Source organism: uncultured Psychrobacter sp. (genome assembly GCF_947488565.1).
In the GTDB taxonomy this organism is placed as follows: domain Bacteria; phylum Pseudomonadota; class Gammaproteobacteria; order Pseudomonadales; family Moraxellaceae; genus Psychrobacter; species Psychrobacter saeujeotis.
Map to the genome: position 1 here is coordinate 388,852 of NZ_CANKZC010000004.1, position 21,126 is coordinate 409,977.

At 42.8% G+C, this 21,126-nt stretch carries 17 protein-coding genes and 1 pseudogene; 6 read left to right on the forward strand and 12 right to left on the reverse strand.

Annotation, left to right across the window (positions count from 1 at the left end; genetic code table 11):
• Positions 1-101: 101 nt before the first annotated feature.
• Positions 102-2,396 (forward strand): exodeoxyribonuclease V subunit alpha, encoded by a 2,295-nt coding sequence (gene recD, locus Q0890_RS10865; protein WP_299220669.1) that lies wholly within the window; start codon positions 102-104, stop codon positions 2,394-2,396.
• A 104-nt stretch (positions 2,397-2,500) separates the two neighbouring features.
• Here the strand turns inward: recD and Q0890_RS10870 are convergent, their stop codons facing one another.
• A complete protein-coding gene (locus Q0890_RS10870; protein ID WP_299220671.1) occupies positions 2,501-3,064 on the reverse strand; it encodes a hypoxanthine-guanine phosphoribosyltransferase in 564 nt (187 codons plus the stop codon).
• A gap of 96 nt (positions 3,065-3,160) precedes the next feature.
• Positions 3,161-3,844, reverse strand: coding sequence for a hypothetical protein (locus tag Q0890_RS10875; RefSeq protein ID WP_299220674.1), 684 nt, complete (start codon positions 3,842-3,844; stop codon positions 3,161-3,163).
• A 341-nt stretch (positions 3,845-4,185) separates the two neighbouring features.
• On the opposite strand from Q0890_RS10875, the pseudogene Q0890_RS10880 reads away from it, so the two are divergent.
• Positions 4,186-5,697: pseudogene (locus Q0890_RS10880) on the forward strand (carbon starvation protein A); the annotation flags it as partial.
• A gap of 35 nt (positions 5,698-5,732) precedes the next feature.
• On the opposite strand, the gene Q0890_RS13705 reads toward Q0890_RS10880, so the two are convergent.
• A complete protein-coding gene (locus Q0890_RS13705; protein ID WP_367276847.1) occupies positions 5,733-5,792 on the reverse strand; it encodes a hypothetical protein in 60 nt (19 codons plus the stop codon).
• A 226-nt stretch (positions 5,793-6,018) separates the two neighbouring features.
• Here Q0890_RS13705 and Q0890_RS10885 point away from each other — a divergent pair, with 226 nt between their 5' ends.
• Together Q0890_RS10885 and Q0890_RS10890 are read left to right on the forward strand one after the other, a co-directional pair.
• Positions 6,019-6,294, forward strand: coding sequence for a cory-CC-star protein (locus tag Q0890_RS10885; protein ID WP_299220680.1), 276 nt, complete (start codon positions 6,019-6,021; stop codon positions 6,292-6,294).
• Between the two features lie 60 nt (positions 6,295-6,354).
• Positions 6,355-7,383 carry an ArsA family ATPase gene (locus Q0890_RS10890; RefSeq protein WP_299220683.1) on the forward strand — a complete coding sequence of 343 codons (1,029 nt, stop codon included), beginning with the start codon at positions 6,355-6,357 and terminating at the stop codon, positions 7,381-7,383.
• On the opposite strand, the gene Q0890_RS10895 is transcribed toward Q0890_RS10890, so the two are convergent.
• The 4 genes from Q0890_RS10895 to Q0890_RS10910 all read right to left on the reverse strand — a co-directional run bounded on the left by Q0890_RS10895 (position 7,380) and on the right by Q0890_RS10910 (position 12,019).
• Positions 7,380-9,062: a DUF3482 domain-containing protein gene (locus Q0890_RS10895; protein WP_299220685.1), complete on the reverse strand. Its 1,683-nt coding sequence runs from the start codon at positions 9,060-9,062 to the stop codon at positions 7,380-7,382. The two genes, Q0890_RS10890 and Q0890_RS10895, sit on opposite strands and share 4 nt — an antisense overlap.
• A 21-nt stretch (positions 9,063-9,083) precedes the next feature.
• Positions 9,084-9,281 (reverse strand): hypothetical protein, encoded by a 198-nt coding sequence (locus Q0890_RS10900; protein WP_299220688.1) that lies wholly within the window; start codon positions 9,279-9,281, stop codon positions 9,084-9,086.
• Positions 9,282-9,426: 145 nt separating this feature from the next.
• Positions 9,427-10,404 (reverse strand): sterol desaturase family protein, encoded by a 978-nt coding sequence (locus Q0890_RS10905; RefSeq protein ID WP_299220692.1) that lies wholly within the window; start codon positions 10,402-10,404, stop codon positions 9,427-9,429.
• A gap of 211 nt (positions 10,405-10,615) precedes the next feature.
• Entirely contained in the window at positions 10,616-12,019 is a 1,404-nt protein-coding gene (locus tag Q0890_RS10910) for a DUF2868 domain-containing protein (protein ID WP_299220695.1), read from the reverse strand.
• A 410-nt stretch (positions 12,020-12,429) separates the two neighbouring features.
• Here Q0890_RS10910 and Q0890_RS10915 point away from each other — a divergent pair, with 410 nt between their 5' ends.
• Positions 12,430-13,920, forward strand: coding sequence for a nucleobase:cation symporter-2 family protein (locus Q0890_RS10915; protein ID WP_299220697.1), 1,491 nt, complete (start codon positions 12,430-12,432; stop codon positions 13,918-13,920).
• 152 nt (positions 13,921-14,072) lie between these two features.
• Positions 14,073-14,855, forward strand: coding sequence for an SDR family oxidoreductase (locus Q0890_RS10920; RefSeq protein ID WP_299220699.1), 783 nt, complete (start codon positions 14,073-14,075; stop codon positions 14,853-14,855).
• Between the two features lie 87 nt (positions 14,856-14,942).
• On the opposite strand, the gene Q0890_RS10925 is transcribed toward Q0890_RS10920, so the two are convergent.
• The 5 genes from Q0890_RS10925 to prpF all read right to left on the reverse strand — a co-directional run bounded on the left by Q0890_RS10925 (position 14,943) and on the right by prpF (position 21,085).
• Positions 14,943-16,439 carry a bifunctional 2-methylcitrate dehydratase/aconitate hydratase gene (locus Q0890_RS10925; protein ID WP_299220702.1) on the reverse strand — a complete coding sequence of 499 codons (1,497 nt, stop codon included), beginning with the start codon at positions 16,437-16,439 and terminating at the stop codon, positions 14,943-14,945.
• Positions 16,440-16,643: 204 nt separating this feature from the next.
• Positions 16,644-17,252, reverse strand: a complete 609-nt coding sequence (locus Q0890_RS10930; protein ID WP_299220706.1) for a GNAT family N-acetyltransferase — start codon at positions 17,250-17,252, stop codon at positions 16,644-16,646.
• 12 nt (positions 17,253-17,264) lie between these two features.
• Positions 17,265-17,657 carry a hypothetical protein gene (locus tag Q0890_RS10935; protein WP_299220709.1) on the reverse strand — a complete coding sequence of 131 codons (393 nt, stop codon included), beginning with the start codon at positions 17,655-17,657 and terminating at the stop codon, positions 17,265-17,267.
• Positions 17,658-17,700: 43 nt separating this feature from the next.
• Positions 17,701-19,566, reverse strand: coding sequence for an ABC transporter ATP-binding protein (locus tag Q0890_RS10940; protein WP_299220712.1), 1,866 nt, complete (start codon positions 19,564-19,566; stop codon positions 17,701-17,703).
• A gap of 283 nt (positions 19,567-19,849) precedes the next feature.
• Positions 19,850-21,085, reverse strand: coding sequence for a 2-methylaconitate cis-trans isomerase PrpF (gene prpF / locus Q0890_RS10945; RefSeq protein ID WP_299220715.1), 1,236 nt, complete (start codon positions 21,083-21,085; stop codon positions 19,850-19,852).
• Positions 21,086-21,126: the final 41 nt, after the last annotated feature.

The following is a 21,126-nucleotide window of genomic DNA, read 5'->3' on the forward strand; positions in this document are numbered from 1 at the left end:
ACCCTTTAAAATAGGTACAGTTTAATACCAGCAGCACATGGGATAGAGTGCGTCAATTTTTTTAGCATAAACTATAGTACGATGATAAAAATGGATGAATAATGAGTAAATCAACAACTGAGTCAGTAGGTAAATCTACAAGTATTACGCAACGAGTAGCAAGTAGTGGTCAAAATCAAGGCGCTATCGATATCAGTAGTAGTTGGGCAACCACTGTCAGCCAGTATTTATTGCAACGAAGAGAGCAGACGCAGGCAGCCTATCAAGCTCAATTGCAGCCTGTTTCAACTGATATAAGCCCTGCCACACAAGGTTGGTTGTTTGAGGCCATTTTTGAGCTGCTTATACAGCGCTTAGAAGAGGGTCATACCGTAGCCATGCTCACAGACGAAGATCGTCAGACAAGTCCGGAGTTAGAATCTGAGAGCTATGCCAAGCTCTTTCAATGGCAGCAACAGTTGATACAACCATTATTACAGCCACTATTGAGTCAAGCTGAAAGCATCTTGGGTCAGGTAGTTGATATTGATTCACTTATGAATAATGAGCACGCATTATGGAATGCTGCGCTATTACAGTCGGCACTATCGCAATACGAGCAGCAAATTCTACAGCAACGCTATAGGGCAGCGACTGAACTTTATCAGTATTTAAAAACAATGACAGCGACTGAAACAAAAGTATCATCAATAAATAGCCTAAGCAAATTCGTACAAAATTTAAAAGAACATCCATTAATTCAAAACAGCAAAAATAACTACAACTGGAAAGATATTGGTCAAAACGATGGTCCAATTATTTTCCAGGTAGAAGAGAGTACACAGTCTGTTAATCAAATTAATAAGCAAAAACTAGTACTGACTCTATGGCTACATCGTACATGGCAGGCAGAGTATACACTCGCACGCCACATTATTCGTATTAAGAATCAGACCGTTGATACTTTACCGATTGCATCAAATCCACTTTTGAACACCGAGCAACAAGATGCCATTCATATGGCCAATCGCTCAGCGTTTAGTATCATTACTGGTGGGCCAGGTACCGGAAAGACGTTTACCGTCGCTCAGCTAGTAATGGCGCTCCATCAAGCACAGTCAGAGGGCGAAATAGAAGACAAAGTAGGGGAGGTATCTACTAGCGTAAACCTTGCATTAGCTGCCCCAACGGGTAAAGCGGCACAGCGTATGCAGGAGTCCTTGCAAGACGCGTTACAACATGCAAGTGTAGCCATGCAGCTGCCAGAGGCTAAGACCATTCATAGGTTGTTAGGCATTGGACAGGGCGGGCAGCCTCGCTATCATAAAGACAATCAATTAAGCGAAGATATTATCATCGTAGATGAAGCTTCTATGCTTGGCGTAGAGTTAGCCAACTATTTGGTCAGTGCAGTCAAACCAAAAGCGCGGTTAATTTTATTGGGAGATGCTAACCAGCTAGCAGCGGTGGATGCTGGGGCAGTACTGGCGGACTTATGCCGCATACCAGCATTACAAGATGTACATCAGCGTTTAGAGGTTAGTCGCCGCTTCACAAAGGAGTCTGGTATCGGTAAGCTTGCAAAGCTAATCAATCAAGATGCTAGTGATATAGAGCTAAGTATGACAGCCGTTTGGCAGCTAATGCGTGAGGATGAGACTTTAGACTTTTATCATTTGACTCATACACCCTTAACGCAAAGGGAAAATGATATAAATGATAAAGATAATATAGTAAAAAATAGCCTAAGCAATTATAATCTTTATTCAAAGATACTTAAGAATTATAAATTATATATAAATCAAACCGATAAGATTTTGACAGGGATAAAAATAGCCAAATCCATGCCAACGGCAGAGTATATTGCGATTTTTGATGAACTAATCTCATTACTTAATCAATTTAGAGTGCTTACTGCTGGACATCATGGACGCTGTGGGGATCATTCTATTAATCGCTATTTAAGCGAGCAGCATCGCAATCAATTAAAACTACCTTTGTCCAAATCTCCTTGGTATCACGGTCGACCTATAATGGTATTGCAAAATAATTATGAACTCGGTTTGTTCAATGGCGATATTGGTATTTGTCTACAAACTGATGGCGGGAGATTACAAGTCTTTTTTGAGAACAAAACACAAGGTATCTCAGTAAATATGCTTGGTGATGATATGATTGCGACAAGCTATGCGATGACAATTCATAAATCGCAAGGTTCTGAATTTGAGCATGTTGCTATTAGCTTTGACGATCATAATGCGCGGCTGCTTAGCCAGGAGTTAATCTATACAGCGGTTACGAGAGCAAAAAAGCAGGTGTCGATATTTAGTACAGAAAGCGCATTTACACAAGCTTTGGCCACACCAACGGTGCGCCAGACAGGATTAAGCTTGCAGTTTGAAGGGTCGATAGAGTAGGTGATAGCAGCTAATAATATTTATCTATTTAATTTCAAAAAATGTTATCAATAAAAAAGCATCCGATTTGGATGCTTTTTATATGGAATATGTAAAGTTTGAGATTATAATTTGTCTTCTTTAATAGCGTAAATGCCAGGCAGATGACGCAAGTAACCATGAAAGTCCATACCACAGCCATAAACATAACGGTCGGCAACATTAATACCAACAAAATCAACCTCGAACTCTGCAACTTTGCGATCATGTTCTTTGTTAAGTAATACACAAGACTCAATAGACAGTGGTTTTTCTTTCCCTAGCTCTTCTACGATAGCTTTTAAAGTAATACCTTCGTCAAAAATATCGTCAATTAGTAATACGTGTTCGCCTTCAAGACTCACATCCGGTTTGAATTTCCAATCAAGGTCATTGGTACCTTCGTTATTACGATAACGTGATGCATGAATATAGTGCATACGATGATAGAAGGTTAGATGAGTCAGCAACTGGCCAGCTGGAATCAGCCCGCCATTCATAACGACCATAACGATCGGGTTCAAGCCAGCATAATGAAGGTTAAGCTGTGCAGCAAGACGCTCATAGGCAGCGGCTACTTCGATACTACTAATAAGGCACTCTGAGTTGCGTAGGGTTTTTTCAATTTCTTGATTACTAATTTGGGTCATGAGTGGCGCCTTCAATGAAAAGTGCTGCTTATTTTAGCAAGTTTTAGTGATTTTGCCCAACGAGTTATCCATTTAAAATACAATTTTTTATTTGTCCTATTTATTATTTGGTTGATCATTCATTTCTATCAAAAAAGGACGGTAAAAACGGGCTAAGCGATTTAGTCCAGCATCAGGCAGCTGCGGCAATAGCTTATTTAGAGCCATACCCATACCTTTATCGATACCTGCTTTGGCGACTGGTATAGATTTACGTTTAATCATGCCAAGCTTGAGTGTCTCAGTAAATCGAGTAATAAAATGCGTAAGCGCTTCTTCATTCATGGTTTCAAGGGCAATTTTAAACCTATCTTTATCGACATTGGCGGGGGTAATTGCATCAAATCCCTCTATGATAATATCGGCAGATGCTTTTGGTAATTCAAAACCCACACGGCGAATACCTTCATTATCTATAAACATCGTTTGATCTTTTAAAAAGTTGAAACTTGGTAAAACGTCTTCGTTTTCATCTTTACCAAGCAAAACATTGAGTAGTGTCTCTGTTGCGCGTTCAATGGTATTCACAATTTTACGCATGGCTGCTTGGCGGTCTGGGTTTGGAATGACATCTATCAAGCTAACCAATAAGTTGTCGTTTAGTTCGCGAGCAATTTGCTGCGTGAGATCATTGCGATAGGGATAATAAGCTATTTTTTCGCCTGATATGATGATACGCTCAGCCTCATTAATCATGTTATTTAATTTATCTGATGGTACAAATCCAAAATAGTATGTCATTTTATTCCTCTTGAGTGTTTTATCATATCCAGCGTCAGTATGGTCAAATATCTGTATGAGGACATCTTAAGCCAATAAAATGACGCTATAACGCTTGTATGCATTTACTGTCGCAATAATTTGTGCAGGTAGCGTATAGGTATGGAAATATCGAACCTGCATTTTAACAACTATCACTGCCTAAACTGTATTAAGACTACGTTTATACTACTGTGTAACAAATATACTAATCGTTACACTTTAGGTCGGACAGACTTAAGCAAAGACTAATAATCATAAGATCAAAAAAGGTAGGGGGATATGCAATTTGATCCTCATTATCTTATCTAGGGAGAGATAAAATGAATAGTGCTATTGTATTATTATTCGGAATTGCTGCGATGCTTTGCGGCTATCTTTTTTATTCAAAATTTATTGCCACCAAGATTTTGGCGTTAGATAATAGTCGTCCCACGCCAGCCCATACAATGAAAGATGGGATAGATTATGTGCCTACCAATAAATATGTATTATGGGGACATCATTTCACCTCTGTAGCAGGTGCTGCACCAATTATCGGTCCGGCTATCGCAGTCATTTGGGGCTGGGTACCAGCGGTGCTTTGGGTGGTATTTGGGACGATATTTATGGCTGGTGTTCATGATATGTCAGCTATTTGGGCGAGTATGCGTAATCGCGGTCAGTCTATCGGCTCTATCGCTGGTACGGTCATGGGCACACGCGTACGCAGTCTGATGATGGTCGTTATATTTTTACTATTATTAATGGTCAACGCTGTCTTTGGTGTGGCCATTGCTAATATGCTTATCAAAACGCCATCAGCTGTCTTGCCAGTATGGGGAGCATTGGTTGTCGCTTTCATTATTGGCCAATGTATTTATCGCTATCAGATGAGCTTGGGTTGGGTTTCTATTATTGGGGTAACGGCCTTATATGGACTGATTTATCTTGGCCCTATGTTCCCAGTCGTATTACCTGAGACTGTCTTTGGACTGCCAGACAATGCCGTTTGGATTATCATTCTGTTCACCTATGCCGCCATTGCCTCATTATTACCAGTATGGATGCTATTGCAGCCCCGTGATTATATTAATGGGTTGCAGCTATTCGTCGGTTTGATTCTATTATACGCTGCCATCTTTATCTCAACACCTAATATTGTCGCGCCAGCAATCAACACCGATTTACCAATAGGCACGCCATCTATGTTGCCATTATTATTCGTGACGATTGCTTGTGGCGCTATTTCAGGTTTCCATGGCTTGGTCGCAACAGGTACGACCTCTAAGCAAATCGACAAAGAAGAAGATGTACGCTTTGTTGGTTACTTTGGTGCACTTGGCGAAGGGATGTTGGCATTAGGCGCCATTCTTGCTGCCACCGCAGGTTTTGCGACCCTTGGTGATTGGCAAGCAGTTTATCAAAAGTTCGGTGATGGCTCGGTTGGCGCATTTATTGATGGCGGTGCTGCGATTCTCAACGCAGGCGTCGGTATTGATTTGGTCTTGTCACAAACAATGCTTACGGTGATGGCCGCTTTGTTTGCTGGTACGACAATGGATACAGGTGTCCGACTTCAGCGCTACATCTTCCAAGAGTTTGGGGAGTTTTACAACCTGCCAATTCTGAGTAAAAGCGTCGTTGCTACTTTGCTAGCAGTCGGGTCGTGTTTGTTATTAGCATTTGGTGCAGGTGGTATTGATGGGGCGGGCGGTATGATTATTTGGCCACTATTTGGTACTACTAACCAACTAATGGCGGCATTAACACTGATGATCGTAACCGTTATCTTATTACGTAAAGGCAAGACGGTTTGGTATACCTTAGTGCCCTTGTCATTTTTGTTAATCATGACCGTGTTTGCATTGATGATCCAGCTAAAAACCTTTTACACAGATGGTAATTGGTTACTCATTATTATGGATATCATCATTATGATTGCAACGATTTTGGTTACTTTTGAGAGTCTGTCTGTGTTACGCCGTGAATGGTCGCAGCATAAAGGTAAAAAGGAGACTTAATTAAACCTGGAATATTTGAGCAGAACAAAACGCTAGCAATTGCTGGCGTTTTTATGCTTTGGAATATTGTTTTATAGGATATAGTTAGCACAGTGTAACCCACCAGTTAATGATATTATTTAATAAATAAGTTGTTAAAATTAAGTTAGAACTATGGACGACACAAAAAACGACCAGCCTTTATGGCAAAGATTCCTAGCAGGACTTAACGAGTTCTACCATGCACCGTATCGGCAAACAATGGCACGCGCCGCACGCGATGAAGAAGATTTATTTATGCTAATGATGTTTGCGGAGAGCCTCGGCATTGATAACCCAGCCAGCTTTTATACACTTGAGCTACAACCACTATTTTTGGAAAATTTTCATGAATGGCACACACGTATGGGTATGGAAAAATGCCCCTTTGATCATGTCGGCTGTTGCTAGTTGAATGCCTAATTAAGTTATAAAAACTATAAGAAAAAACCATCAAAATGAGAAGACATTATGGCTCTACAACCATTAGATACGCTAGCCACACAGTTAGCAACTCAGCCGATTATATTTGTCGGTGGTAAAGGCGGCGTTGGTAAAACAACGACAGCCGCCGCACTTGCCAGCCATTATGCGACTCAGCAAAAAAAGACCCTCATTATCTCAACTGATCCAGCGCATAGCTTGGGCGATGTATTAAATGTAACGCTTAGCAATGAGACAACAGCAATTACCCCTTACCTTGATGCACTCGAGCTCAATCCGGATATTATCGTTGATAATCACTTTGCACAGGTTGAGCGTACTATCAAAGGTTATGCCAATCCTGACATGATGCCCAAGATTCGTGAGCATCTACGTCTGTCAAAATCTGCACCGGGCGCACAAGAGGCGGCCATGCTCGAGTCGATGTGTCAGCATTTGGTAGCGGCAGCAGATGCCGACTCTGATAAAAGGTACGAGCATATAATCTTTGATACCGCTCCAACGGGGCATACCTTGCGCTTATTAGTATTGCCAGAGATGATGGGCGCGTGGACGGATGGATTATTAGCCCAGCAGCGGCGGCAAGCTAAGTTGCGTACGGCCGCGACGAGTTTGGATTTAGATAACAACAGTTATAAAGACGATGGTAAAAACAACGTCGCCAATCCCTTTGCTAAGCAAAAACCAGATCGATGGGAGCAGGCAGTATCTGTACTAGAAAAACGCAAGCAGCTGTTTCGTAAAGCGGGGTTGCTACTACATGATCGTAAGCAAACAGCCATTGTATTGGTAATGACTGCTGATGTATTGCCATTAGCTGAAACGAAGCGTGCCACCCAGCAGTTAGAAGAAACCAAACTCACGCCAGCGGCAATCGTAGTTAATCAGCTGATAACGCCTACGCAAACCGATGAGTTTTGGCGCACACGTGCGGATAGACAGCAAGGATTGATGAGAGAGATAGAAAGTAATTTTACAGACTATCCAATTTATCCCATTTATTTGCAGCAGACAGATGTGCGTGGTAGTGAAGCATTAAGTGCGCTATTGACCTAGTCCATTTGCAAGTTATCAGCACTGCGCGCCTGCAATTTACTTGAAAGTGACCATGCTGCATCAATACGCAAACTTTGTGCCTGCTCAGACTTACCACTACTGAGCGACGACCATTGCGGTTTGCCACGGGCTTTTTTTAGCTCACTTGGCAGTTTGTGGGTCGGCCAAGGGGTAATCGGATTGCTTTCATCGTCGGCAAGTTCATTATCGTCATCAGTCGTTATCTGCTCTTTTGCATACAACAGCTGCGTCGCGTCAGTGGCGGCGTGACCGCGATGACGTACGGCGACCAACAAGTCCATAGCGCGGGTAGCAAGGAGGGTTAGGGTAGCGGGGTCAATATATAAACGCTTCACACCGGATAACTTGTCCGCGATACTACCTGTATTGGATAACAGCCCACCTGCGATACCACCTATCGCGGCACCCAATCCTAAAGTCGTACCCAATGCAGCTGCATCAATACCCAATCCCAATAACGCGCCAGCCGCCGCGCCAGAAGTCGTACGAATACCATAACTTTTGAGCAATTCAGGATCAAATGGATCTTGCTGATAAGCTTGCAACTCAAGCGGAGTCGCTGCCACAGCATTATCATAAAACTTATAAAGATTTAACAACTTATGCTGCATGCTACGCTCGCTTTGGCGCACGGCTTCTTGCATCTGCTGCAATACAGGCATCGGGTCATCATCTTCATTGATTTCTTGAACGAATGCGGCGACATTTAACAAAAAATCTGCAATGATAATATTGGCCTCGTCGTACAGACGTGCCCAGTTTTCAGTCCGGCGCTCCATTAATTGCTCAAGCATTTCAGCATGAGTAAGCATGGTGGCTAAATTCTGCCAAAGTCGCATCTCGTCGGCAAATTCAAAAGCGACAGAGTCAAAACGGGTGGAGATATGCAAATTACGCCGCGCCAGCATGGTTTGCCATTCATCAATATTGGCGTCTTGGCTATCAGTAAAGTTGAATACTGGCATAACCGGAATGGCTGCCCACGACAAAATGGTTAATTCATCTTTATACTTACCGAGCACAGGCTCACGCGCATCGACCACATAAATGGCCATATCACTTGCCAGCAGCTGGCGAATAACTTTCGCTTCTTGGCTATAATCCTCACTGCTACCTAAAGCATCACCACCTTGTGCAATATCTGTTGCCAAAAATTGCTGCAAACGCTCAATACCATCACGGCGACTGGCAGTATTGTCCTCGAGCCAATCCATCAGACCAGACGCATCCTCCAATCCCGGCGTATCGTATAAGGTGACCAGCACTTCACCCGTTTGGTTATCCGTTAATTGCGCACGTTCCACATGACGAGTAGTCGCCGCCTCGTTTTTGACTTCACCAAAATAGACGTCACGTAGCAAGGTGCGCAGTATTGAGGTCTTACCTGTATTGGTATGACCAACAACTGCCAATTTTAATGGCTCGTCACTGGCAATTGTGGTTTTAGTCGCGTCCATTAGTGACGTTAATAAAACCGATGAATCGGTTAGACGACTATCGGTAGTAGATTGATCAGTATTACCCGCACTCTGTTCTTTACTGATATCAATAGGTAGCGTACCCTCAGTAGGTTTGGTAGACGACTTAGACGCATCATAAGCCTTATCCGCAAAAAGGCTCTTCGGCCGACTGTCAGAATTATTATTGTTATTATTCATGATAGGGTCTTATATTAAATATTATTGGTCGATTGCGGCTTTTAATTGTCGGATAACGGCACTTAGTAACATCTCATCAATCTCAGTTAGCTCGTTTAATCCGTAATCATACGTTTTTAAGATCATTGCTTTTTGATCTCGAGTGAGGTGTACCGATATATCACCATCTTTTATCATTCCTCGATAATCTTCTAGCGTTACTTTTTTAGTATTTTTCATGTTCAGCCTCCTCGTGACTGTCGATTTGGCAAATACTGTATAAAAATCACTCTGTTTTATGCAGATAAAGCCTTCTCTATAGGTCATTGTAACCAAACGCCCTTATAGGGTCTATATACGCGATGTTATTGCTAATCAGTCAGTTTTAAACGGCACTAGGTGGACGAAACAATACTTTAAACTTGTTCTTTAGCCCTTTGGTACGGAAGAAGCGTTGCCACATACGATAAAAAACGCCAAATATTAAGCCGATAATATTATCGTGACTGGTCACACCTACCGCACCGTATTTCACTGGGTTATTAATCGTATCTTCTTCTACATAGGTGCCAAACCAACGATCAAAAAGAATGATAACGCCGCCATAATTTTGATCGATATACTTACCATTGGTACCATGATGCGCACGGTGATTGGAGGGAGTGTCAAAAATATATTCAATCCATTTAGGGAATTTACCGACCGTTTCAGTGTGAATAAAGAACTGATACATCAGATCAAGCGCGTAGAAGAAGAAAACCCACACCGGATGGACGCCAAGCAGCATCAGCGGGACAAAGAATAACCACCAGCCTGTAACTGAGTAAAGTAAGCTTTGGCGCATAGCCGTTGATAAGTTCATTTGATCGTCGGAGTGATGCACCACATGCGCCGACCAAAACCAGTTGACTCGATGGGAGCTACGATGAAACCAGTAATAGCAGAACTCGACCGCAATAAAAATAGGAATGGCCGTGAGCCATGTGACTTCAATCGTAAACAAGCGATATTGATACAACCACAAGCAAATAGGCAGCACGACAAGTGCTTGAATAATCAGCTCAAAACCTAAATAAGAGCCGCCTAAGCTAAAATTGGTCATGGCGCGACGCCAACCAAAGGCAGAACCACGCCCACGCTTAGATTGATAAAACCATTCTGTCAAAAACAATAGGAAAAACGGTCCACCTGCCAGCGGCAATAGCCATTCTTGCCAGTGTGCAGGTAAAATGCTCGCCAACATCGGCTGCCAAGACTCAGGTACGATGGCTGAAATACTCTGATTCAGCGTCTCTTTATAAGCATCTAAAGTTTGTCCGTACTGGCCTAAACTTATTAGAGCGTTGCTACTATTATCTGTCATTGCTATAACATCCTACCGCACATCTACCATTGTGGTCATCCTTGACTCTTTAATATAAGCTTGACGCCTTATAAAAGTAGCATTGCTTGTGAACGCATGCGTCATCTACAATCAGACTTATACAAAATGGTAAAGGGTTACTCATATGGATTTTTTGCAGCCTCTGTCTGCGCAGGCACAACAAGCAAGAAAAATTTATACCAGTAGAACCTTATAATGAGCGACTCTCTACCAAGCCAATATTACGTGCGGCTAATGCCGTTTGCCATTGTTGATAACGGACAGCCTGAGGCGATTTTGGATCAGTAGCCACCGCAGATGTTGAGATATCATGGACATCGGCGCTATCCGTTCTGTCATTATGTAATAATTGAACGATAAGGCCGTGTTTTGCATGAGTAGCAAGGCGATCAAGCTTACGCAGGGTGCCGCGATCGGGTAATGCCTGACTATGAATACCTAGCAATACTTGTACTGGATTTTTATCTAAATAGGTCGTTAGGCGATCCATATCATCACGATCATCAACGATACCGAAATTTTCAACCGCGCCATCATTATTAGTACCGTCAAGACCTACTTGCCACCAATGATCCTGTTCTGATGGGTACTCAAGTAACGCAACCAGCTTCTTGCCCGCACTAACGCTCGCCTTTGGTGCTACCGGTGCTGGTGCTTCATTGAAATCATCGGCATCGACCACCTGACGCTGCCAAAAGTTAATAATTTTTTGATAATAGGGGAGCTTAATATCCAAGCGCATTTTTTTGCGGCGAAACATTAGCGCACAAAATGCCCAAGCGAGCGCCCGTGGAACGATACCATACATAATCAGGCTACCAATTAATAGACTGGCCCATTGCCGCGCGACAGATAATGGCATGGCATCTGTGACCAGTCGGCTCTGCACAATAGCCGCGTTATCCGGCACATCAAAACCGACCATACTGGGCAGCCAGCCAAGTACTTGGGTCAAGCCAATCAGCGCCTGATCTGATAATAACGTCGACTCCCAACTAAAGCTATATTGACGCACAATCAACAAAAAAATAATCGCAAACATCATGCCTGTCAGTGTTGCCAGCCACAATTGATGACTAAACCGACCTAGATACCAGCGCATGCCACTATGCTGCAATTGACGCTCGTACAATTCCACTGCCGCCTTAGTGACATCGTCCTTACCACGTATCAGATAGCTGGGACTCACAAAGTTTGCAAACCAACTTGGCGTCTGGCGACCTTGATTAATCAGTGTCATCACGAGCCAGCCACCTAGCATCAATGTATGAAAGCCCAGCAGGCAAACCAACACATAGAAAAAATTGACCACGTTGGTCTGCAATAAGGTAAACAAACCCAAAAATCCTGACACGCACCAGACGATGCTCATAAGGATCATAATGCCTTTAATGCGGCCATCGATTTTCCCTAGCACCCGTGCAAGATTGCCATTACTGTCAATACGTGATGCTCGCCGATGCAGCTTTTGCACGGGCTTGCCGTCTTCTGCCTGTAATTTTTCAGTTACCAATAAAGGATCGGTCGTAAAGACATGCTGCTCGGTCTCAAGCGTACGTACTAGCTCAGTTAATTGGTCTTGGGGTGATAGCATGATAGGGAGATATCCATATAAATAGAACAAACATTAATTCAGTAAAGTAAACAACTATTATGAACATTGTAACCTATTCAAGATTATTTTCATTCTTGCTTGAATAAACAAGAAATAAGGGTAGAATAAAAAGCTGACCAAATGGTCAAAATACAACCAGTAGTTATGGAAAATAAAATCTATCCTAAAATTAAGTTATAAATTTTATTATATATTCAATCATATCGTAATCCACTATATCTTCTTTTTTCAAAGAGTATCTAAGACCACAAATATGGAATCTAGTGAGCGTACATAACAAAGCTAGACAATACGATTGTGATTGTATTTAAGCTTTATTTTAGGCTTTAGACAAAATATACATATCTAGAATATATTAATAATAGATTATGCAGGGAGCACATCTATCTATGGATATCAAATCTACTTCTCAACCTCTATTAGAACGGCCAGAAGATGAAAACCTAGGCACTGTCGCCAATATTACTTATGGCTTCCAACACGTACTAACTATGTATGGTGGTATTATTGCTGTGCCACTGATTGTTGGGCAAGCAGCAGGTTTAGTACCTGCTGAGATTGGCTTACTGATTGCCGCATCTTTATTCGTTGGCGGTTTAGCAACATTATTACAAACGCTTGGACTGCCGTTTTTTGGTTGTCAGCTGCCACTGGTGCAAGGGGTGTCTTTTGCAAGTGTCGCAACTATTGTGGCGATTGTCACTGCAGGAGGCGGTTTACCATCGGTATTTGGTGCCGTCATTGCTGCATCTATTCTCGGGCTTTTAATCACCCCTGTTTTTTCAATGATTATTAAATTCTTCCCGCCACTGGTCACGGGCGCTGTTATCACAACCATTGGTTTGACCTTGATGCCTGTAGCAGCGCGCTGGTCGATGGGCGGTAATAGTAATAATCCTGATTTTGGTAGCATGGCCAATATCGGTCTAGCCGCCTTTACGCTAGCACTGGTGCTATTGTTAAGTAAACTTGGCAGTGCCGCTATCAGTCGCTTGTCGATACTACTCGCTATGGTCATCGGTACTTTTGCCGCTTGGGCGGTTGGTATGGTTGATTTTTCTGGTCTGATGACAGGACCTATCTTTGCCTTTCCTACTCCCATCTATTTTGGTATGCCAACCTTTGAGATTGCAGCTATTATCTCTATGTTTATTGTGGTGTTGGTCATTTTGGTAGAGACTTCAGCAGATATTTTAGCCGTTGGTGATATTATTGACACTGAAATCGATTCACGTCGTTTAGGTGATGGCCTACGTGCAGATATGATTTCAAGTATCGTGGCACCGTTTTTTGGGTCATTCACCCAAAGTGCATTTGCGCAAAACGTGGGCTTAGTTGCTGTGACTAACGTAAAAAGCCGCTTTGTCGTTGCCGCCGCTGGTGTTATTTTGGTGACGCTAGGTCTATTACCAATCATGGGCCGTGTCATTGCAACCGTTCCTACCGCTGTATTAGGCGGTGCTGGCATCGTATTGTTTGGCACCGTCGCCGCAAGCGGTATTCGTACGCTTGCTCAGGTAAGCTACGAGAATAATATGAACCTTATTATCGTTGCGACCTCTATCGGCTTTGGTATGTTACCGATTGCTGCTCCATCTTTTTATGATCAGTTCCCAGATTGGTTTGCCACGATTTTTCATTCTGGCATTAGCTCTACCGCTATCATGGCCATTTTACTCAATTTATTATTTAATCACTTAAAAATAGGCAACTCAGATCAACAATCAGTGTTTGTAGCTGGTACGGAGATTAGGACAGTACGCCCTGATATTATTGTAGATTTGAATGAAGGTGATTATTTTGTTGAGGGTAAATTATTCGATTGTGACGGACAAGAGGTACCTGTGGAACCTGATCAAAGGCAGGTTGCTCATCATTAATCTCTTTTTTATATGACCTAAAATATTAAGCCGCCTAGTGATAAAGGCGGTTTTTTTATCTGTCATCTTGTGCCATAGTAATATTAAAAAATGTAATATTAAAACATCCGCCTAAATAACCCATTCAGGTAAACAGATGACAAGGAGTCGGTATGAGTAATATAAGTAAGAAAGACAAAACCTACCTAATCATCGGTGGAACAGGGGGCATTGGTCAGGCGATGGTTAGACAGCTGGTACAAGCGACTTCCGATGAGCAAAGCAACAACAGCACGCAGGTTAGAGTCTTTGCCACTTATCATAGAAGTGTACCCGACATTGAAGCGGCTAATTTGTACTGGTTACAAATGGATGTCAGTGATGAGAGTAGTATCAAACAAGCCATTGAGCACATAAAGCAACAGAGCACCCATCTTGATTGGGTCATCAACTGTGTAGGGCTATTACATACTGAAAAGTCACAACCAGAAAAAGCACTCCGCCAAGTTGAAACGGAGTTTTTCTTACAAAACATGCAAATCAATGCATTAGCAGGGCTACTTATAGCCAAACATGTCAGACCGCTACTTGCCAAAGCCAAACGCTGTACTGATAATCCGGCAATATTTGCGACTATATCGGCACGTGTGGGCAGCATTGGTGACAATCAATTGGGCGGCTGGTATAGCTATAGAATGAGTAAGGCTGCGCTGAATATGGGCATGAAAAACCTAAGCATTGAATGGGAACGCTCATTAAAAGATGTGTGCATAGTGGTCATGCAGCCAGGAACGGTCAACACTCAGTTGTCGGCACCATTTCAGGGTAATGTCGCAGATGGACAGTTATTCTCGCCAGCCTATAGTGCAGAATGTCTACTAGAGGTGCTGTCAGGTATGACTGCTGCCCAATCTGGGAGTTTTGTCGACTGGGCAGGAGAGACAATCCCGTGGTAAAAAAGGACTTAAAAATTGAATTGTTAAAATAAGAAAAAGGGTATGTCATAATTCAATCAATGACATACCCTTTTTATTTACAGCACTCTAATTGATAACAAACAAGTCCATAAACTCATGAACAGGCGTCTGCTCTAATCGGCTTTGATCGTCGCATAGCGCAACAATCTCGTCACAACGACTTTCAATAAAGCGAGTCGCTAAACTGGCGCGAAACTTTGCTTCTAGTATAGGAATGCCTTCTTCACGGCGGCGTTTGTGACCAATCGGGTATTCCACAGCGACTTTATCGGTACTAGTGCCATCTTCAAAGAAGATTTGAATCGCATTGGCAATAGAGCGCTTACTTGGGTCATGATAGTCTGCTGAGTAGCGCTCGTCCTCTTCTACCACCATTTTGCTACGCAGCTCATCGATGGATAGATGCTGCTCATGATAGTCATCTTCATAGTTCTCTGCCATGAGATCGCCAGTTAGTAGAGGGACGGCAACCATATATTGTAGGCAGTGATCACGATCGGCAGGATTGGCAAGCGCGCCTTCTTTTGAGATGATTCGAATCGCTGAGTCATGCGTGGTCAGGACGATTTTTTCAATCTCATCAATTCTATCTTCGATGCGCGGATGTAGAATAACTGCGGCTTCACAGGCGGTTTGTGCATGAAACTCTGCGGGGAAACTTATCTTAAATAAGATGTTTTCCATCACATAGGTGCCAAAGTCACGCTGAAAATTAAAGCGGCGCTCATCTTCAGGCTTGAGTGCAAGATCTTTATTGGTATGACTAAATAATACATCATAAAATCCCCATTGCGGCGCGGTCAGTGCACCAGGAACTCCCATCTCGCCGCGACGGGTGATATCGACCAAGCGTACCGCTCGGCTGGTCGCATCACCTGCTGCCCATGATTTACGGCTACCAGCATTGGGTGCATGGCGATAGGTACGTAGCGCTTGACCATCAACAAGGGCTTGTGAGATCGCGGCCATAATGCGCTCACGTGGTAGGTCATATAATTTGGCAACGACAGCGGTTGATGCAAGTTTGACCAAGAATACATGATCCAGACCCACGCGGTTAAATGAGTTTTCAAGCGCCATCACACCTTGGATTTCATGCGCCATAATCATAGATTCCAGCACATCTTTCATGGTAAGCGCTGCGCGACCTTTACTGACGTTTTGCTGGCTAATATAGTCAGCCACTGCCAAGATGCCACCCAAGTTGTCAGAGGGATGTCCCCATTCAGCGGCAAGCCACGTATCATTATAATCAAGCCAGCGCACCATACAGCCAATATCAAAAGCGGCTTTGATGGGGTCTAGACGATGAGAAGTACCGGGGACGCGCGCGCCATTAGGCGTTATCTGATCGGTGCATTCAGGCCCTAGATGCTTGGTACATTCAGGAAAACGTAGTGCGAGCAGGCCACAGCCTAGCGTATCCATTAGACAGTGGCGTGCAGTCGTCCAAGCATCGGCGCTATTTGGAGAGTCATCAATAGAGTAGTTGAGAACATAATCGGCGATTTTTTGAATCTCGTCATCATATTCTGGACGGACATTGCTTTCTACATTAGACATAGTCGTTACCTCTTCCTTGAGTCAGATGATTTTTTGACTATCGACCGTTTATCAGTATTTTCAGTCTTACGATCATAGTCATGACTCAAAAGTAGCACAATCAATATAGAACAACAGTGAAGTCGTGTAAAAGAACTTTATCGTTTGAGGCTTTATACGTAAGATCTCATGATTGCATTAATTTTATCACATCAAGTCAGCCGCTTAAGTCATCAAGTAGATTAAGCCTGCGATGAATAAGAGGCTCAATACTAAAAGCAAAAAACTCAACAATTTGATGACAAATCCTGAGCTTTCAGAACCAGCTGACTTCTGGGATTTTGCTTTACCCTTTTTTAAAATGGGTAAGACCATAGTGATATGTTCGATATTGTCTTCAAGGTACACTGCGCCTTCAGTGACAAACCCCAATGATTCGTAAAAGCTGAGCAAATAGGTCTGTGCTGAGATAATAATCGGTTTTTTACCGTACTTTTTGCGGCAGTACTTAATAGCATGCGTCATGATTTGCCGCGCTAAACCATAGCCTCGATGATCGCTTAATACCAGCACCCTTCCGATGGCTGGCATTGAGTGTGCTGAGTTTTCTAAAGATTTTTTGGGATTGAATTTAGGTCCAATGATGCGACAATAGCCAACCAGCGCCTCATCTTTATGAGCGATCAGATGCAAGCAATCAAAGTCTACCTCATCCATATCTTGGTAAGCACAGTGTTGCTCGACAACGAATACTTGTGAGCGGGCCTTTAAAATATGATAGAGGTCAACTGAGGTCAGCTCATCAAAGGTTTTTATAGAAAATTCACAGGTCATAATTAATGATTCTTAACGGTTTAGACGTTTTTGGTTTACCTTTACAGTCGCTGCATAAGGGCTAATGCCTTTATCCAAGATTTTAATCGTTTCTTCATCGATATCATTCTCAAAGCTATTAAAAGCATGATAATGCCCTAACATAAAACGTTGACAGCTGCTCATCCATTTATTTAATAAAACCGATTGTGATGACATAATTTGCAAATTTATATCACTAATAGAATCTACAAAAGCTTTTTGCTTTTCTTCAACCATAGTAAATATCTCTTTTTGTTGCAATGTGGGGTTCATAGGAGAGGTGGCAAGCATCCAAACTCTAGAAGCCACAATTTGTGGCACAGCCGCGCACATCATCATGGTTTTTTGCTGAAGATTGACTGCACTTACTGAGTTCATTAACATTTTTTTCTCAATATACTTTAAGTGAATTTAACATTATATAGGCTTAACCATGGAGTGTTTGACTAATTTTGTCCAAGTTTAAACTATCCGACATGGCGCTAAATATCTCATAATACTTACCACCTTTATCATACAGCGCTTCATGCGTCCCAGTCTCAACCACTTGACCGTTTTCTATCACTACCAAATCATCGGCGTCAATAATCTGCGCGATATTGTGCGACACCATAATCACCGTACGATCTTTTTTGATTAAATCTAAGCTTTTTTTGACCTGCTGACTGGCGATAGCATCCAGGCTGGCGGTTGGTTCATCTAAGAACACAATCGGTGGATCTTTTAAAAACATTCTTGCCAGCGCAATGCGTTGCTGCTGACCACCTGATAGTGATTTTGCCGTACTCTCATAACCCTCTTTAAGCTTTATAACTTGCTCATGAATCGAGGCTTTTTTAGCAGCGACAATAATGTCCTCTTGTGTCGCATTGGTGTCGCCATAACGGATATTTTCGCTAATAGTCCCTGAGAAGATATGATTGCTCTGTAATACTAAGCCAATATTGTGACGTAAATCATGGGTATCACAGTCTGCCAAGTCATGACCATCCAAGTAGATCACGCCTGCGTCTGGCTCGTAGAACTTGACTAACAAACTAATAATGGTGCTCTTACCAGCGCCAGAGAGGCCAACAAGGGCGGTAATACGATTGGGACGAATCTCAAAACTGACATCTCTTAGTGCTTGCGTGCCGTTAGGATAAGTAAAATCGACGTTTTTTAGCTCAATATGACCCTTTAGATCTTTACTACTGATGCCGTCAATATTCTCAACTTGTTTGTCATCTTCCAATATCTCAAAAAACCCTTCTGCATAAGTGAGCGCATTATTGATCTGATCATAAATGCGATGCAATTGACGGATAGGAGCGGCGACGTTCTGAAACAGCAGTACATGAAACAAAACCATGCCGATGGTCATCTCGCCTTGTAAAACAAAATAGGCAGTCAATAAAATAATAATGACGATGCCAATTTGCTCAATAAAGGTCTTTACCGCGTCATAGATAAAGCCAATGCTACGAATGCGCAGCTGATTGCCTGTCATCTCTTTTTGAATCTTTAGATGCTTTTGCGCCTCGATCGGCTCACGGACGAAGGATTTGACCACGCTAATAGAGTTAATAAGCGAGATAACAAGCCCGCTTTTGGCCTCTCGAAAGCCGCGCATCTGCCGGCGGTAACCTTGTAAGCGCCTAGCTTGCTTTTGACTAATAAAAAAGTAAATGGGTATGATAATCAAACCAACGAGGCCAATCCAAAAGTTGGTCGAGAACATAATAATAAGCGACACAATGGCACTGGCAAACAGTGGCAGCATATCAATAAAGAAGTTTTGCACGAGGCTGGTCAGGCTCATCACACCATAATCGATGCGGGTTTGTAGCTTGCCACTATCGTTTTGACTACTGGTATAAAACGCCATACGGTAGGTGAGAATGCGTTCTATAATCTTTTGTGATAGATCGCGTGACAGATTAATACGAATTTTCTCACCAAAAAAACGCTGACCAAAAGAGATGAATATCGATAATATCTCTTTAGTCAACAACACGGCACTAATAATACCCAACATACGCAAACCTGCCTGCCAAGGATCGGCAAGCGCGGCAATCTCAGTTAAAGTATCGACGGTATAACGCAATACAAAGGCATTGACCTGCGCGGTAAAAGAGCCAAGTACGGTTAAGATTAAAGTGGCTACGATTAACACTTTGTAAGGCGCGGCGAAGTTAGCAAGCTTTTTTAAAATGTTCCACAGCAGTGCGCGGCGCTCCGTTTTTTCAACGGGTGCAGTATTTAAAAAAGGATTATCATTTAGGACACGTGTAGGTTTAGACGGTTTTGGCATATTAAGGTTTTGGTCTTACGATTGAAGCCAATAAAATTTAGAGTCAAAAATATAGCAGCTGGTAACTATTCTATTATCCTGCATTTTATTTAAAAATACAGCGGATGACTGTTAATTTTAGATATCACTATTTATAAGTTAACGTAGGCTATGATGTTAGCCACGTTTTCTATTTTTTTGCAAGGGTGTAGAGTACGCTACAAGTACCAAATATTATAAATGGTGAGCGGGACGTGCCCTACATACTACATATCACCTTACATACTTCATACCGCTAAACGTTTTAAAAAGCATCACTAGGTACAAAAACTTCACCTACCATAATACGACGGGCTGAGCGGCTCATAGAGACTTTTTTGGCCTGCCAGCGTCCATCAACTTGTTCAGTTTTGCCGCCAACTAATAGCGTACCTGAAGGATGACCAAAGCGCACCTCTGATAGCTCGCCAGCGCCAGCGGCTGCATTCACTAATGTTCCTTGCGTCGTCGCTGCCGCTGCAATAGCGACCGCTGCCGTACCCATCATCGCATGATGCAGCTGTCCCATACTCATCGCCCGCACCACTAAGTCGATGTCGTCTGCGCTGACGTCTTTACCACTCGACGCGGTATAGCTTTGCGCTGGAGCGACCCAAGCGATCTTAGGAATATGTTGGCTGGTTTGTGCCTCAGACTCATCTTTAAATAGTCCCATAGCGACGCCACCACGCGCACGAACTTTTTCCAACTTGGCTAATAGTTCGTCATTACTATTAATATCGCCTTGTAGCTCAACTCCCGTAAACCCTAAGTCATCGCTTTTCATAAAGATAGTTGGGATGCCGGCGCTGATAAAGGTCGCTTTTACGTTATCAGTGCTTAGACCACAACCTGAAACATCGAAATCATCAACGAGGTTATTAGTCGGGAACATATCACTAGAGGAGTCAACGGGATCGATAAATTCAATTTTAACTTCGCTTGCAGGGAAGGTGACGCCGTCTAATTCAAAGTCGCCAGTTTCTTGTACTTGCACCTTGCCGTTCTCATCTTTATATACAGGCACATGAGCAATAATGGTTTTGCCGATATTCTCTTGCCAAATGCGCACTTCACAAATACCGCTATCGGCACCATCATCAATACTATTAGCGACTTTATCAGTAGCAACCAAACCCATATTAATCGCGCAGGCACCCACCGCAGCGGTTAAATTACCACAGTTGCCCGCCCAATCTATCATCGGTTTGGCGATATTAACTTGCCCAAATAAATAATTGACATCGTGGTCGGCTTGTTTTGCTTCAGACAATATCACCGTTTTTGACGTACTAGAGCTGCCATTACCTAAGCCGTCGATTTGCTTGCCATAAGGGTCAGGGCTGCCGATGACGCGCAGTAGAAAGTTATCACGTGCCTTGCCAGCCACTTGGCAGCGCTCAGGTAGGTCGGATAACTTAAAAAACGTGCCCTTTGAGGTACCGCCACGCATATAGGTGGCGGGGACAGAGAGTTGCGGGGCGAAAGTAGGTTGGGTCATGATTTTCATTCCTTTAAGTCTTATTATAATGTAAATAGTTA

Coding starts and splice junctions, on each gene's coding strand:
- Q0890_RS10890 (WP_299220683.1), top strand. CDS start 6,355: ATGGCTCTACAACCATTAGATACGCTAGCCACACAGTTAGCAACTCAG.
- Q0890_RS10905 (WP_299220692.1), bottom strand. CDS start 10,404: ATGACAGATAATAGTAGCAACGCTCTAATAAGTTTAGGCCAGTACGGA.
- Q0890_RS10910 (WP_299220695.1), bottom strand. CDS start 12,019: ATGCTATCACCCCAAGACCAATTAACTGAGCTAGTACGTACGCTTGAG.
- Q0890_RS10940 (WP_299220712.1), bottom strand. CDS start 19,566: ATGCCAAAACCGTCTAAACCTACACGTGTCCTAAATGATAATCCTTTT.
- recD (WP_299220669.1), top strand. CDS start 102: ATGAGTAAATCAACAACTGAGTCAGTAGGTAAATCTACAAGTATTACG.
- Q0890_RS10895 (WP_299220685.1), bottom strand. CDS start 9,062: ATGAATAATAACAATAATAATTCTGACAGTCGGCCGAAGAGCCTTTTT.
- Q0890_RS10915 (WP_299220697.1), top strand. CDS start 12,430: ATGGATATCAAATCTACTTCTCAACCTCTATTAGAACGGCCAGAAGAT.
- Q0890_RS10935 (WP_299220709.1), bottom strand. CDS start 17,657: ATGTTAATGAACTCAGTAAGTGCAGTCAATCTTCAGCAAAAAACCATG.
- Q0890_RS10875 (WP_299220674.1), bottom strand. CDS start 3,844: ATGACATACTATTTTGGATTTGTACCATCAGATAAATTAAATAACATG.
- Q0890_RS10925 (WP_299220702.1), bottom strand. CDS start 16,439: ATGTCTAATGTAGAAAGCAATGTCCGTCCAGAATATGATGACGAGATT.
- Q0890_RS10920 (WP_299220699.1), top strand. CDS start 14,073: ATGAGTAATATAAGTAAGAAAGACAAAACCTACCTAATCATCGGTGGA.
- Q0890_RS10900 (WP_299220688.1), bottom strand. CDS start 9,281: ATGAAAAATACTAAAAAAGTAACGCTAGAAGATTATCGAGGAATGATA.
- Q0890_RS10930 (WP_299220706.1), bottom strand. CDS start 17,252: ATGACCTGTGAATTTTCTATAAAAACCTTTGATGAGCTGACCTCAGTT.
- prpF (WP_299220715.1), bottom strand. CDS start 21,085: ATGACCCAACCTACTTTCGCCCCGCAACTCTCTGTCCCCGCCACCTAT.
- Q0890_RS10870 (WP_299220671.1), bottom strand. CDS start 3,064: ATGACCCAAATTAGTAATCAAGAAATTGAAAAAACCCTACGCAACTCA.
- Q0890_RS10885 (WP_299220680.1), top strand. CDS start 6,019: ATGGACGACACAAAAAACGACCAGCCTTTATGGCAAAGATTCCTAGCA.